Source organism: Pseudomonas sessilinigenes (genome assembly GCF_003850565.1).
Classification (GTDB): domain Bacteria; phylum Pseudomonadota; class Gammaproteobacteria; order Pseudomonadales; family Pseudomonadaceae; genus Aquipseudomonas; species Aquipseudomonas sessilinigenes.
The window spans coordinates 1,993,789-2,007,837 of record NZ_CP027706.1; the positions used below are offsets into that span (position 1 = coordinate 1,993,789).

11 protein-coding genes are annotated in these 14,049 nt (G+C 61.0%); 7 read left to right on the plus strand and 4 right to left on the minus strand.

Annotation, left to right across the window (positions count from 1 at the left end; translation table 11 throughout):
• Window positions 1-11 precede the first annotated feature (11 nt).
• The 5 genes from C4K39_RS09505 to leuS all read left to right on the plus strand — a co-directional run bounded on the left by C4K39_RS09505 (window position 12) and on the right by leuS (window position 7,516).
• The gene (locus C4K39_RS09505) at window positions 12-800 is read left to right on the plus strand and encodes a gamma-glutamyl-gamma-aminobutyrate hydrolase family protein (protein ID WP_164487273.1); all 789 of its coding nucleotides are present in this window, start codon (window positions 12-14) and stop codon (window positions 798-800) included.
• Window positions 790-1,998: a phenylacetate--CoA ligase family protein gene (locus C4K39_RS09510; RefSeq protein ID WP_124346212.1), complete on the plus strand. Its 1,209-nt coding sequence runs from the start codon at window positions 790-792 to the stop codon at window positions 1,996-1,998. The genes C4K39_RS09505 and C4K39_RS09510 overlap by 11 nt, the downstream gene beginning before the upstream one ends.
• 45 nt (window positions 1,999-2,043) lie before the next feature.
• Window positions 2,044-3,255 (plus strand): aminotransferase class V-fold PLP-dependent enzyme, encoded by a 1,212-nt coding sequence (locus C4K39_RS09515; protein ID WP_124346213.1) that lies wholly within the window; start codon window positions 2,044-2,046, stop codon window positions 3,253-3,255.
• 15 nt (window positions 3,256-3,270) lie between these two features.
• Window positions 3,271-4,635, plus strand: coding sequence for a glutamate-cysteine ligase family protein (locus C4K39_RS09520; protein ID WP_124346214.1), 1,365 nt, complete (start codon window positions 3,271-3,273; stop codon window positions 4,633-4,635).
• A gap of 91 nt (window positions 4,636-4,726) precedes the next feature.
• Entirely contained in the window at window positions 4,727-7,516 is a 2,790-nt protein-coding gene (gene leuS, locus C4K39_RS09525) for a leucine--tRNA ligase (protein WP_124346215.1), read from the plus strand.
• A gap of 72 nt (window positions 7,517-7,588) precedes the next feature.
• Here leuS and C4K39_RS09530 read toward each other — a convergent pair whose 3' ends face one another.
• The gene (locus C4K39_RS09530) at window positions 7,589-8,335 is read right to left on the minus strand and encodes a 3-oxoacyl-ACP reductase family protein (protein WP_124346216.1); all 747 of its coding nucleotides are present in this window, start codon (window positions 8,333-8,335) and stop codon (window positions 7,589-7,591) included.
• A gap of 122 nt (window positions 8,336-8,457) precedes the next feature.
• Here C4K39_RS09530 and C4K39_RS09535 point away from each other — a divergent pair, with 122 nt between their 5' ends.
• The gene (locus C4K39_RS09535) at window positions 8,458-9,381 is read left to right on the plus strand and encodes a LysR family transcriptional regulator (RefSeq protein WP_053135872.1); all 924 of its coding nucleotides are present in this window, start codon (window positions 8,458-8,460) and stop codon (window positions 9,379-9,381) included.
• Window positions 9,382-9,393: 12 nt separating this feature from the next.
• Here the strand turns inward: C4K39_RS09535 and C4K39_RS09540 are convergent, their stop codons facing one another.
• From C4K39_RS09540 to C4K39_RS09550, 3 genes are all read right to left on the minus strand, one after another.
• Complete coding sequence (locus C4K39_RS09540) at window positions 9,394-10,122, minus strand: aspartate/glutamate racemase family protein (RefSeq protein ID WP_124346217.1); 729 nt, start codon at window positions 10,120-10,122, stop codon at window positions 9,394-9,396.
• A gap of 58 nt (window positions 10,123-10,180) precedes the next feature.
• Complete coding sequence (locus C4K39_RS09545) at window positions 10,181-11,728, minus strand: NCS1 family nucleobase:cation symporter-1 (protein ID WP_124346218.1); 1,548 nt, start codon at window positions 11,726-11,728, stop codon at window positions 10,181-10,183.
• 451 nt (window positions 11,729-12,179) lie between these two features.
• Window positions 12,180-12,914, minus strand: a complete 735-nt coding sequence (locus tag C4K39_RS09550) for a phosphoadenylyl-sulfate reductase (protein ID WP_068577308.1) — start codon at window positions 12,912-12,914, stop codon at window positions 12,180-12,182.
• Window positions 12,915-13,355: 441 nt separating this feature from the next.
• Here C4K39_RS09550 and thrH point away from each other — a divergent pair, with 441 nt between their 5' ends.
• Complete coding sequence (thrH, locus tag C4K39_RS09560) at window positions 13,356-13,973, plus strand: bifunctional phosphoserine phosphatase/homoserine phosphotransferase ThrH (protein ID WP_022643230.1); 618 nt, start codon at window positions 13,356-13,358, stop codon at window positions 13,971-13,973.
• Window positions 13,974-14,049 lie beyond the last annotated feature (76 nt).

Below are 14,049 nucleotides of genomic sequence, written 5' to 3' on the forward strand. Positions count from 1 at the left end.
GGAATTGAATGATGCAGCCCGTTATTCTGATCAGCGCCGCACGCCAGCGGCTGGCTATCAATCACTCCGCTGCCTTGGCGATGAACGTCGTCAACTGCAGTTTCACCGAGCTTTTGATCAGCCTGGGCTGTGTGCCGCTGATCGTTGTGCCGGGGACGTCCATCGAGGCTCTGCAGCACCTGTTCAGCATTGCCGATGGGGTGCTGCTGGGGTCCGGGCAGGACCTTTGTCCGAGCACTTATGGTGAGGCCCCCGAGGTCAGCTATTCGGCGCAAGTGTCGGGAATCGGAGAGCCTTACAAGCGGCCACTGATGCTCAGGCCCGATCAGGATCGGGATGCACTGGAGCTGGCCCTGTATCGACAGGCCAGGTCCTTGCGCCTGCCGATTCTTGGTGTCTGTCGGGGCATGCAACTGATCAACGTGGCCGAAGGAGGCACGCTGTATCAGGAGATCCCCGAGCGGGGCGTCGATCACTGCATCGACGCGGATGGCTGGATCAACTATCACCCTGTGGCCGTCGATCCGCAGAGCCAGCTCTATCGGCTTGTCGACAAGCGCAGTTTCAACGTTTCGTCCGTGCACCATCAGGCGATCAAGCATCTGGCCCCGAGCTTGAAAGCCAGTGCGATGGCGGCTGATGGGCTGATCGAGGCGGTGGAGCTGGACAGTCACGAGCATTTCGTCATGGGGCTGCAGGGGCACATTGAAAAGACCCTGAACAATCATCCGGAAAACTTGCAGATATGGAAAAAGTTCGCCAGTGAGGCTGCCACAAGGAGTCGGCAACATGTCAATTGAACACTTCCAGGTGCCTCTTTATCAGCCCTTGATGAAGAGCCTCGAGTCGTTTTTCGAGGCCGGCGACTGCACCGCGATTCCGCTGCTGAACAAAAAGGAAATCATTTCCGGGTTTCCCGGAAACTTCATGACCCAGGCGATGCGCATCGGCATCGAGGGCGGTGACGTGGAGTTTGCCAATACCTCCGGGAGCAGTTCCCAGATCCTCCAGATCATTCGCTACAAGGGCTGGTGGGGGCGTGAGTTCCAGCGCGCCTATCAGCGTGTGGCGGACATGGTCGGGTACTCGATGGAGCACGACCGGAAAGCGGTGCTGACAACGGCGGCCTGTTCCGCTACGTCCTGTTTTCTGGACGACCCGGATTACCAGCAGCGCATACACAATGGGGTGCTGAGTCTCAATACCCATCCCGACCCTACGCGCTGGACGCGAACCGACATCCAGCGCATCGACGCCGAACTGCGGATGTTTGCCCCCAAGCTCCTGGAGATAGATCCGACCTACCTCGCACTGTTCCTGGCCAAGCGCGCGGAGTACCGGATTGCCGAGCCTCTGTACATCCCGGACTTCATAGCCGCGTCCTACGAGTACATGACGCTCAATGTTCGCCGCCTGATCGAGAGCGCCTACGGCTTGCCGGTGCTGAGCATGTATGGCTCGACGGAACTGGGCGTGCTGTTCATGCAGGACAGCAGCGCAAGCTTTGTCCGCTGCGGCCATGACACCTTGCTAGAGCTCAGGCCGTATCAGGCCGGGCGCAATCTGTTCGAGTTGATTGTCACGTCCTGGAAGAACCCGCTGATGCCTCTGTTGCGCTATGCCACCGGGGACCTTGTCGAGGTCGCACCAGGCGACTGGTCGAACAGGGTCTTCGGCGCCATGGACGAGGTTCCGTTGCTGAAGCTGCATGGCCGGATCAGGGACTGCATGGTGACCGATGCAGGAGAGATCAGGACCCTGGCGGACCTGGATGAACTGTTTGCCGTTTCCGCACCTTGGGCCCGGCAGTATCAACTGCAGATTGCCGAGCACAAGGTCACCCTGTTCTACGTCACGGATGCACAGCAGCGCGATGCCGATATGTCGACGGTTGAGCGCACTCTGCGGGGCTGGTTTGGCCGCTCGCGCACGGTCCAGGCCATGGCGGTTCCAAGCATTGCGCCTGAAGCATCAGGGAAGTTTGCAATAGTCAGATAGTGGGTCCGTGAAGAGTCGTCCCTCAATATAAAAAGAGAGAATGTTATGCAAGCCTTGGATGTGAAATGCATGGTATTGCCGGATGTGCGCAACGACTTTCCGTTCTTTCGGGATAATCAGCGAATCTACCTGGACAGTTCATCCACTGCGTTGAAACCGGCATCGGTGATGAATGCCATCACCGATTTTTACCTGCATGCCGGTAGCAATGTCGGGCGTTCGAATCATCAGTATGCCCAGTTGTCCACCCAGCTCTTCGAGTCGTCGCGCAACAAGCTGGCCTGTTTCCTGGGGTGCAGTGCCGACGAAGTGATCTTTACCGCCAACTGCACGGATTCGATCAACCTGATCGCTCATGGGCTGGCCTTGGGGGAGGGCGATCATGTGGTGGTTTCACCGCTGGAGCACCACTCCAATCTGCTGCCCTGGTTGTCCAGGTGTCGAGTCACCGTTGCCCGGCTGGATGACAACGGTTGCATCGACCTGGACTACCTGGATTCGTTGCTGGCCGCCGATCCCGCCAGGCTGGTCGCGGTCTGCCATGCCTCGAATGTCACCGGCAACGTCCAGCCGGTCGGGCAGATCTGTCAGATCGCCAGGGCGCGAGGGGCGCTGAGCTTGCTGGATGCGGCGCAGACCGTTGGCCATGTAAGCGTCAATGTCGAGCAGATCGGCTGTGATTTTCTCGCGCTTTCCGGGCACAAGATGTTCGGCCCGTCGGGGATTGGCGCGCTGTACCTGCGGCGTGACCTGCAAGCGTCGATGCAGAACTATCGCTATGGCGGTGGCATGGTCAACAAGGTCCAGCAGGGCGACGTCAGCTATCAATCCGGGCCCGGTCGCTTCGAGGCCGGCACACCGAACATTGAAGGCGCCATCGGGCTGGGCGCGGCGATCGACTATCTCAACAGCCTGGGCGGGCAATGGGTGCAGGAGCACGACCAGGATCTTGAGCGCTACTTCAGGTCGCAGATTCAAGCGGTGCGCAATATCGAGGTGGCCTTCCCCATCGCGCCGCAGCACCTGCCCATTTTCCCTCTGGTTGCCGTTGGCAAGGTGGATATCGGTTTTGTCTCGAGGATTCTTTCCGATCGTTACGATATTGCCCTGAGTTCCGGATACCAGTGTAACCAGCCGCTTTACCGCAACAGTGGAATTAATGGCGCCTTGCGTGTCTCGATGCATCTTTACAATAGCCGCAAAGATATCGACACGCTGATGATGGCACTCACGGATCTCCAGGATCTGCTGGCTTAGTAGGAGGGAATCAATATGGCCGGTGAATTACTGGAAGTGTTGGGGGCAAGAGCCATAACCAAGGAAGATTGTATTGCCTATTTTCATCGGCATATAAAACGCCGGACTTCGGCATTGATCGGACTTGAATATGAATTGATCCTGATCGACAAGGCGACTTCCCTGAGCGTGCCATTCTTTGGCCTGCGCAGCCTGTCGAGCATCTTCAAGGGCCTGCTGGGATATGGCTACACGCCGGTTTATGACGATGGCCTGATCATCGGCTTGAAACGCGGCGGCACGGTCATCAGCCTGGAGCCCGGTGGCCAGGTGGAGTTTTCCTCGTCGGCGCTGCGTCTGGTGTCCGATGTGGTGATCGAGCTCGAAGTGTTTCTGCGGGAGCTGGATCAGGTTTGCCAGGGGCTGGCCATTTCGTTGCTGCCGATCGGTTACCGGCCATATGGCGGCGTGGCGTCGGTGGCGACCGTGCCGCGGACCCGCTACCTGCACATGATGCCCCTCCTGGAAAAGGTCTCGGGGGCTTCGGCCGGGCAGAAGATGACCGCGTCGATGCAGGTCTCCGTCGATTACTTCTCCGAGCAGCATGCGGGCAAGTTGTTGCAGCTGGGAGTTGCCTGCCAGCCTTACATTGTCGCGCTGTTTGCCAACTCCCCGTACTTTTCGGCTGCTACCAGTCGCTATAAAAGCCATCGGATGCATGCCTGGACCCAGTTCGATCAGCAACGCTCGGGGATTCCCGAGTTCATGTTGCGCCCGCAGTTCTGCGCCAGCACCTTTGAGCACTATGTTGACTGGGCCCTGGAGAAACCGCTGCTGTTCATTCAGCGTCAAGGGCAGCTGATTCACATGAACGACCTGAGCTTTCGCGACTATATGCGCCTGGGCTCGGCATCGGGGGCTGCCACGCTGCAGGACTGGATCATGCACCTGGGCACCCTCTATCCCGAGGCGCGGCTGAAGAACATCGTCGAGTTTCGCTCCGCCGACACCTGCGCTCCGCCCTTCGCCGCTTCCCTCGCGGCATTCTGGAAGGGCCTGGCCTACAGCGAAGATGCTCTTGATGCTGCATTGGCGATGCTGGGGCGGCAGACTCCCAGCGAGTTGAGCCGCAAGTATGCACAGGCCGCAGAGTTCGGCATGGCCGGAGTCGATGCGGCAGGAAACTCGCTGGCCGAAGGGATCGGCCGCCTGGTTGCACTGGCCATTCAGGGATTGCTGTATCAGGGCGCATCCACGGTTGAGAGTGGTTATCTGCAAGCGTTGAACGAGATGATTGCGGCCGGGCAATCTGCAGCTGATCTAATGCTAAACAAGGGCGTGCCTATATGCTTGGGAGTCATCCCGGAAACACCTTATTCGAACATTAAATGCGTCTCCTAAAGCAATCTGCCGCGCGTTGCGAATGGTAGTCGACTGTAATATATTCCGCCCTCGGTAATGAGTGCGTGCGGCATTTTTTCAGGAGTTGTTCATGAAGACAGAAAGTATCAGGAAGATAGAAGATAAATGGCTCGCTCGCTGGGAAAATGAAAAGCATTACTCCGTTAAACTAGATACTTCTCTGCCTAAATACTATTGCCTGGACATGTTTCCTTATCCTTCGGGGGCCGGTCTGCATGTTGGACACCCGCGCGGATATATTGCGACAGACGTATATAGTCGTTTCAAGCGAATGGCCGGTTTCAATGTCTTGCATCCCATGGGGTTCGACTCTTTCGGGTTGCCGGCCGAGCAGTATGCAATCGAAACCGGACAACACCCCAGGGTCACCACTGACAAGAACATTGCCACGTTCAAGTCGCAGTTGAGAAAGCTGGGTTTTTGTTATGACCCGGACCGTGAGATCAAAACCTCCGATGCCCAGTACTATCACTGGACACAATGGATATTCTCCCAACTGTTCGATAGCTGGTACTGCCTCGATACGGCGAAAGCCCTGCCTGTCTCTGCCCTGATCCAGCGCCTGGAACAGTCCGGCAATGCCGGGGTGAATGCCTGGTCTGACTCGCGGACCACCAGCATCAGTGCACAACAGTGGGCCGCTTTCTCGCCGTTGCAGCAGTCGGAGTTCTTGATGAACTACCGATTGGCTTATCGCGCCGAGTCTTATGTGAACTGGTGCCCGGCGCTGGGCACGGTGCTGGCCAACGATGAAATCAAGGACGGTTTCTCCGAGCGTGGCGGCCACCCCGTTCAGAAAAAGATGATGAAGCAGTGGATGCTGCGCATCTCCGCCTATGCCGATCGTCTGCTGGAGGGGCTTGATAGCCTGGATTGGCCGGAAGCCTTGAAGGACATGCAGCGCAACTGGATCGGCAAATCCCAGGGCGCGGAAATCGACTTCCAGGTGGCGGATTCGCAGACCACGATCAAGGTCTTCACCACGCGCCCCGATACGCTCTATGGTGCGACCTTCCTGGTGCTGGCGCCGGAACATGATGCGGTCGAGGCCATTACCTCGTCGGCGTGCAAGCCCGCGGTGGCAAATTATTGCGAGCAAGTGGCCTTGCGCTCCGAGCGCGAGCGCATGGCCAAGGCCGAGCGGATCACCGGCCAGTTCACCGGCGCCTATGCGGTTCATCCCCTGACCGGCGAAAACCTGCCGATCTGGATTGCCGATTACGTCCTGGCCGACTACGGCACGGGCGCCATCATGGCGGTCCCCTCCGGGGATCAACGGGATTTCAACTTTGCCCAGGCCTTCGATCTGCCTGTGGTGCATATCTACGAAGGGGCCGAGCAGGCCGCCAAGCCGTTCCTGATCAATGACGGGCGCCTGGTCAATTCCGCACAAGCCAGCGGCATGCTGCGTGCCGAGGCCACTGAATGGATTCTTCAGCGCCTGGTGGCGACCGGGAGCGCCAAGCGCACCTTCAATTACCGTATCCGTGATGCGATTTTTGGTCGTCAGCGCTATTGGGGTGAGCCGATCCCGGTGTATTACGACGAGCAGGGCATTGCGCATGTGGTGCCCGAGCAGGACCTGCCGGTGACCCTGCCCGATGTCGAGGCCTTCCTGCCGACCAGCGAAGGCGAGCCGCCGTTGGAGCGGGCCCGCAGCTGGCGCTATGGCGGTTACAAGTACGAAACCACCACCATGCCCGGCTGGGCCGGGTCGAGCTGGTACTTCCTCAGGTACATGGACCCCAGCAACAGCCGTGAGCCGGTGTCGAAGCAAGCCCTGGCCTACTGGCAGGCCGTGGATCTGTATGTCGGCGGTTCCGAGCATGCCACCGGCCACCTGCTGTACTCGCGTTTCTGGACGCATTTCCTCAAGGATCGCGGCTTGCTGAGTTTTTCCGAGCCCTTCAAGCGGGTCCTGTGCCAGGGCATGATCCTTGGCGTCTCGGCGATCATCTACCGCGACAAGGCGACCCACGAGTTCGTATCCGCCGATCTCAAGGACGGGCGGGACGTCCAGCCGCTGTATGTCGACATCAGCATGGTCAATGACAAGAACCAGGTGGATATCGAGGCGCTGCGTACCTGGCGCCAGGCTTACAGCGAAGGAAGCTTCGTCTGCTCCAAGGGCGTGTTCCTGTGTGATCGACTGTCGGAAAAGATGTCCAAGTCCAAGTACAACGTGGTCAACCCCGATGACCTGATCGATGTCTACGGGGCCGATACCTTCCGCCTGCATGAGATGTTCCTCGGGCCGATAGATCAGACCGCCATCTGGTCGACGCAATCGATCGACGGGCCGCACAAGTTCCTGCAGAAGGTCTGGCGCCTGTTTCTCGACGAGCAGGGCGGGGTGATAGTGGATGACCTCGCCCCCAGCGACGAGGAGCTCAAGGCGGTGCACACGGCGATTGCCAAGGTGGGGCGCGCAACCGAGGAGATGTCCTACAACACCGCGATTGCCGCCTTGATGATCTGCGTGAACCAGCTCAGTGTCCTGCACTGCCACAAGCGAGGCGTGCTGGAGCTGTTGCTCAAGCTGTTGCACCCCTATGCGCCGTTCATTACCGAAGAACTGTGGGCCGAGGCCCTGGGGCACTCGCAGTCGATCCTCGATTGCGGTTATCCCATGGCCGATGAAGGTGTGCTGTATGAGGCGCAGTTCGAATGCCCGGTCTCCATCAACGGCAAGTTGCGTACCCGCATCATGCTGCCGCGCGGGTTGACTGACGAGGCGGTCAAGGCCCAGGTGCTGGAAGACGCCACGGTGCAACGCTGGTTGTCTGGCGGGCGCTTGCTGAAGTTCATCTTCGTTCCTGATCGGATCATCAACATCGTGTGCGCCGCGAACGCTGATTGATCCCGAGCATTTGTTGCAAAGCAGCCGGACCAGGGTCGACAACCCGGTCCGGCTTTTTCATTTGGGGGCGGCTCAGGCGCCGAACCCACCGTCGATGCTCAGGCTGGCGCCGGTGATGTAGCCCGCTTCCGGGCCGGCCAGGTAGGCCACGAAGGCGGCGATTTCCTCGGCGCGGCCATAACGCCGTACGGCCATCAGGTCCATCAGGCTGTCAGCGAAATCGCTGTCGGCCGGGTTCATGTCGGTGTCCACCGGGCCGGGTTGCACGTTGTTGATGGTGATACCGCGCGGGCCCAGGTCCCGGGCCAGGCCCTTGGTCAGGCCCACCAGCGCGGCCTTGCTCATGGCATAAGGGCCGCCACCGGCGAAAGGCATGCGGTCGGCGTTGGTACTGCCGATGTTGATGATGCGGCCGCCTTCGCCCATGTGCCGAGCGGCTTCCTGGGTGGCGATGAAGACGCTGCGGACGTTGATCGCCAGGGTCCGGTCGAAGTCTTCCAGCTGGAACTCATCCAGCGGTGCCACCGCCAGCACCCCGGCATTGTTGACCAGTATATCCAGGCGGCCGAAGGCCTGGACGCTGGCGTTCACCGCGCGGCGGATGGCTTCGGCGTCGGCGCTGTCGGCCTGGATCGCCAGGGCCTGGCCGCCCTGGGCGATGATGTGTTCTTGCAGGGCCCGGGCTTTATCCGCCGAGCTGACATAGGTGAAGGCCACGGCAGCGCCTTCGGCCGCCAGGCGCTCGACGATGGCGGCGCCAATGCCGCGGGAACCGCCCTGGATCAAGGCCACTTTGCCGTTGAGGTCGAACTTGCTCATGTAGGTCTCCTGGATTGAAAGGCGAATGCCTTGGGTGGAGCCCAGTATCGAGCGCTGATTGAGTCCTGGGTAGCGGGTAATCCCTATACTCTGTGTAAACCAAAAGTTTGGAATCCTGGTGTATGGAAGGCTTCAGCAGCATTGAGTGTTTCGTGCGCAGCGCCGAAGTCGGCAGTTTTGCCGAAGCGGCACGGCGCCTGGGGCTGACCCCGGCGGCGGTGGGCAAGAGCGTGGCCAAGCTGGAGGCGCGGGTGGGGGTCAGGCTGTTCCAGCGCAGTACCCGGCGCCTGACCCTGACCGAGGCCGGCCGCCTGTTCCTGGCGGAAGTCAGCGACAGCCTGCACACCATCCAGCATGCCGTGAGCAGCCTGGCCAACGCCCAGGGGCGGCCCGCCGGTACCCTCAAGGTCAGCGTGGGCACAGTGTTCGGTTGCCTGTACATCGTGCCTCTGCTGGGGGCGTTCCTGGCCCGTTATCCGGATATCCAGCCGGACTGGCATTTCGATAACCGCCAGGTAGACCTGATCGGCCAGGGCTTCGATGCCGCCATCGGCGGTGGCTTCGAGCTGCCGCCCGGCGTGGTGGCCCGGCGCCTGACCCCGGCCCATCGGGTGCTGGTGGCCAGCGCAGCCTACCTGCATGGGCGAGGGCCGATCAGCGAGCCTGCGGACCTGCGCGATTGCCGCGGCATCCTGATCCGCTCCCCGCAGACCGGGCGTATCCGCACCTGGCAGCTGACTGGGCGAGCAGGGGGGCAGCAACCCCTGGAGCTCAAGGCGGCCATGACCATGAGCGATTCCGAGGCGGCCTGTATCGCCGCCGCCCAGGGGCTGGGCGTGGCCCTGGTGAGCATGCCGTTCGCGGTCAATCACTTGCGCTCCGGCGCCCTGCGGCGAGTGCTGCCGGATTGGTACGTGGATGATGGCTTCACCTCGATCTACTACGCCGAGCACAAGATGTTGCCGGGCAAGACCCGGGCCTTCGTCGATTTCGTGATCCAGCAGTTCGCCGAACAGGGCCTGGCCCAAGCCTTCAGCGCCGTATAGCGGTTGGCTGGTTCAGCGTCCCTGGCGCATCGGCCAGCCGATCACGCGCTTGGGGCGTGGCGTGGCATAGGTGCGTACCTTGGAGGTCGACAGCCCCTGGCGTACCAGGGACTCGGCGATGGTCACGGCGGCGGTCACCCCATCCACCACCGGCACTCCAGTGCGCTGGCGGATCTGTTCGTCGAGCCCGGCCATGCCGCCACAGCCCAGGCAAATGACTTCGGCCTTGTCCTGGGTCACGGCCAGCTCGGCCTGGTGGACGATGGCTTGCACTGCCCGCGCCGGATCTTCCTCCAGCTCCAGCACCGCCAGGCCACTGGCTCGCACCGAGGCACAGCGTTCGTACAGGCCCGACAGTCTGAGGCGGTCCTCGATCAGCGGCACGGTGCGGTCCAGGGTGGTCACCACCGAGTAGGCGTGGCCGAGGAACATGGCGGTGCTGGCGGCGGCATCGGTGATATCCACCACCGGTACATTCAGCAGCTCCTGCAAGCCTTCGCGGCCGTGCTCGCCATAACCGGCCTGGATGACCGCGTCATAGGGCTGGTCGTAGGCCAGAACCCGGTCCATCACGGCGATGGCGGCCAGGTAGCTTTCGAAGTTGCCCTCTACCGATTCGGCGCCGAAGTAGGGGGTGAGGCCGACAATCTCGGTGCCGGGGGCGGCTATGGCTTGGGCCTGGCGGGCAATGGCCTGGGTGATGCTGTCGCTGGTGTTGACGTTGACCACGAGAATTCGCATTGGGGTTCCTTGGTGGTTGGCTGAATCCAGGCCCGGCATGCCGGGCCATTTACATCGATCAATGGCTGGCGTTGTCCACGGCGATCGATTCGCCGTCGATGTCCGCATAGTAGGGTTGGCGCTTGGCGATGATCAGGTACAGCAGGCCGGCGATACCGGCGCCGATCAGCCAGGAGAATGGCGAGACGCTGGCAAACCCGGGCACCAGGGCCAGGGTAATGGCGATCAGCGCCGCGGGAACGAATGCCGCCACTGCTCGCAGGTTGACGCCGTGGCTGTAGAAGTACGGTCCTTGAGGGTCTTCGCTGTACAACTGCGGCACGTCGACCCGGCCTTTACGCAGCATCCAGTAGTCCACCATGATCACCCCGTACAGCGGGCCCAGCAGCGCGCCGAGGCCGGCCAGGAAGTACTGGATCACCAGCGGGCTGTTGTAGAGATTCCACGGCAGGATCAGCACCGCGATGGTGGCGCTGATCAGTCCGGCCCGGCGGAAGGTCAGATGCCGGGGCGCCAGGTTGCTGAGGACGAAGGCCGGGGCGACGAAGTTGGCCATGATGTTCACCGCCACGGTGACGATCAGGAATGCCAGGCAGCCCAGGGCCAGGAACGGGGTGCTGGGGATCGAGGCGATGATGTCGGTGGGGCTTTCGATGATCTTGCCGTTGATCTGCAGTTGTGCGCCGCACAGCAGCACCGTGATGCTGGCGAACACCAGGATGTTCACCGGCAGGCCCCAGAAGTTGCCCACGGTGATGGTCTTGCGGCATGGCGCGGAGCGGGCGAAGTCGCAGAAGTTGAGCACCATCGTGCCGTAGATCGCCAGCCACAGCGTGCCGCCGGCGAAGATCTGCCGCCACATTTCACCACCGCTCAGGGGCTCGCGGATCGACCAGGCAATGTGCCCGTCGGCCTGGGTGTACATCCATCCGGCGAGGCAGGCCACAGTCAGCAGGATGATCGGGCCGGCGAAGGCTTCGTAGCGGCGGATCATTTCCATGCCGTAGGCCAGGATCGCCAGCTGCACCAGCCAGATGGTCACGAAACAGGCCCAGCCCAGGCTCGACAGGCCGAGGATCGCATCATGGTCGTAGGCCGCGAAGCCTGGATGGATGGCGGTGAGCAACACGCGAAACACCACCGAGGCCAGGTAGGTCTGGATGCCGAACCAGGCGATGGCGATCACGGCGCGGATCAATGCCGGGATCTGCGCGCCATGGATGCCGAAGGCGATGCGGCTGATCACCGGGAAGGGCACCCCGGTCTTCTGCCCCATATAGCCCGACAGGTTCATGAAGAAGTACACCAGCGCCGCGCCGATGCCCAGCGCCAGGAGGATCTGCCAGCCCCCCAGGCCCAGGGCGTAGAGGCCGATGGCGAAGGAGTAGTTGGCGATGTTGTGCACATCGTTGGTCCACAGGGCGAAGATGCTGTAGCCGCCCCAGCGCCGGCCTTCGATCTTGGTGGGGGCCAAGTCGTTGTTATGCAGGCGTGGGCTGAGGGTGACGGGTTCCCAAGACGTGTCGACCACCGGGTGCTGGAGGTTGTGGGAGTGCAGGGAGGAGGGCGGGTCCAGTGCGATGTCATTGGAAGGGCGGGTGTGCATGCCGGCGTACTCCTGATTCCATCCCTGGATGACACTGCCGAGCCTGGGCCGGACAATCTTCGTCGCAGGTGGGGAATCACTGGGTTCGGGACGTCTGCAGCTTGAGTCGGGGCAAGCGTGCGGACAGTGAGTGTATGTATGTTTTGATTATTTTTGTATACAAAACATGCTTCGACTCAAGCCACTTCTATGCCAGTTCCAGCACTATGCTTTTTACTGCTGATTTCGTTTCGTTATTTAGAAGGCATAACTCGTTGAAATGGTGTGAATAAAAATTGACCATTTGAACAGGTATTTATTTTTCAGGTGCCAGCCGTGGAATCCGCGAGGAGATCGCGGTGTAACTTTTCAGGGCGGATGGTGCTTGAAGTGCACACAAAAATGGCACTCTGGGTGACATTTATGTGTACACGTTTGCTCTGTCAGGCGATCGAACGAGCGCCGGGCGGGTTCAGGCCTTGCCGATGAGGTTGCCGGCGTGCAGGCCGCATTCCTTCTGGGTGGCTTCTTCCCACCACCAGCGACCTTCGCGTTCGTGCTGGTTGGGCAGGACCGGGCGGGTGCAGGGCTCGCAGCCGATGCTGATGAAACCGCGTTCGTGCAGGCTGTTGTACGGCAGTTCGAGCATGCGGATATAGCCCCAGATCTCCTCGCTGCTCATCTGCGCCAGCGGGTTGAACTTGTACAGCGTGCGCTCCGGGGTGGAGAAAGCGCTGTCGATCTCCAGGACCGCTACCTGGCTGCGGGTGCCCGGGCTCTGGTCGCGGCGCTGGCCGGTGGCCCAGGCACTGACGGTGGACAGCTTGCGCCGCAGGGGTTCGATCTTGCGGATACCGCAGCATTCGCCATGGCCATCCTTGTAGAAACTGAACAGGCCCTTTTCCTTGACGAAGGGTTCGAGCTTGCTGTGATCCGGCGAGATCAGCTCGATGTCGATCTTGTAGTGTTCGCGCACCTGGTCGATGAAGCGGTAGGTCTCCGGATGCAGGCGCCCGGTGTCGAGGCTGAAGACCCTGACGTTCTTGTTCAGCTTCCAGGCCATGTCCACCAGCACCACATCCTCGGCACCGCTGAAGGAGATCCACAGGTCATCGCCGAACTGGGAGAAAGCCAGCTTGAGAATGTCCTGGGCGGATTTGTTGGCATAGGTCGCGGCGAGTTCAGCGACATCGAACGATGGGGTCATCAGGGCGGTTTCCTACAGGTCGGTGGCGCTGTGCGCTCTATAGGGGGGCGATCTTAGCAAAATCCACCCGGCCCTGGCGCGTTCGTCTGCGTTGCGCCCATGGGGGCGAGTCGCTAGGGTCTGTTGCCATTTCGCCGCGACCGCGCCGGAGCCAGTTTTAGCGCGGAGCTAGGCACGAGACGCGAGGTTTGGCATTCCAAATGAGCCGTCGAGTAACGACGCGCCGCGCTAAAACCGGCCCGTCCCTTCGGGTTGCGCGGCAAATGGCGCCATGCGTCGTTGCAGGACTTGGCAAGGGAGCGACCGTTGCCTGCGTCCTACGCCTAGCCTGGCGCCATTTGACGCGGCAACGCGGTTTGCGCCGAAACGGCAACAGACCCTATAGTTCGGCCGTCCTTTTGCTCGCTCAATATCAATAATCAGAACCAATGGGAGTGTCTTGTGGAAATCGCCTGTCTCGATCTGGAAGGTGTACTGGTCCCGGAAATCTGGATCGCCTTTGCTGAAAAAACCGGGATTGAATCCCTCAAGGCCACCACCCGGGATATTCCCGACTACGACGTACTGATGAAGCAGCGCCTGCGCATTCTCGACGAGCACGGCCTGAAGCTCTCGGACATCCAGGAAGTGATCGCCACCCTCAAGCCGCTGGACGGCGCGGTGGAGTTCGTCAACTGGCTGCGCGAGCGCTTCCAGGTGGTGATCCTCTCCGACACCTTCTATGAGTTCTCCCAGCCGCTGATGCGCCAGTTGGGTTTCCCGACCTTGTTGTGCCACCGCCTGGTCACCGATGACAGTGGTCGCGTCACCGGCTATCAGTTGCGCCAGAAGGACCCCAAGCGCCAGTCGGTGCTGGCCTTCAAGAGCCTGTACTACCGGGTGATCGCCGCCGGCGACTCCTACAACGACACCACCATGCTCGGCGAGGCGGATGCCGGCATCCTGTTCCACGCGCCGGACAACGTGATCCGCGAGTTCCCGCAGTTCCCGGCGGTGCACAGCTTCGCCGAGCTCAAGCAGGAGTTCCTCAAGGCCTCCAACCGTAGCCTGAGCCTGTAACGACCAGGCCGCGTGCGGCGGCAATCGCGCGGGGGATCAGGCTTCGCGTAGCCGCTGCCGCAGGTTGTGTACGGGC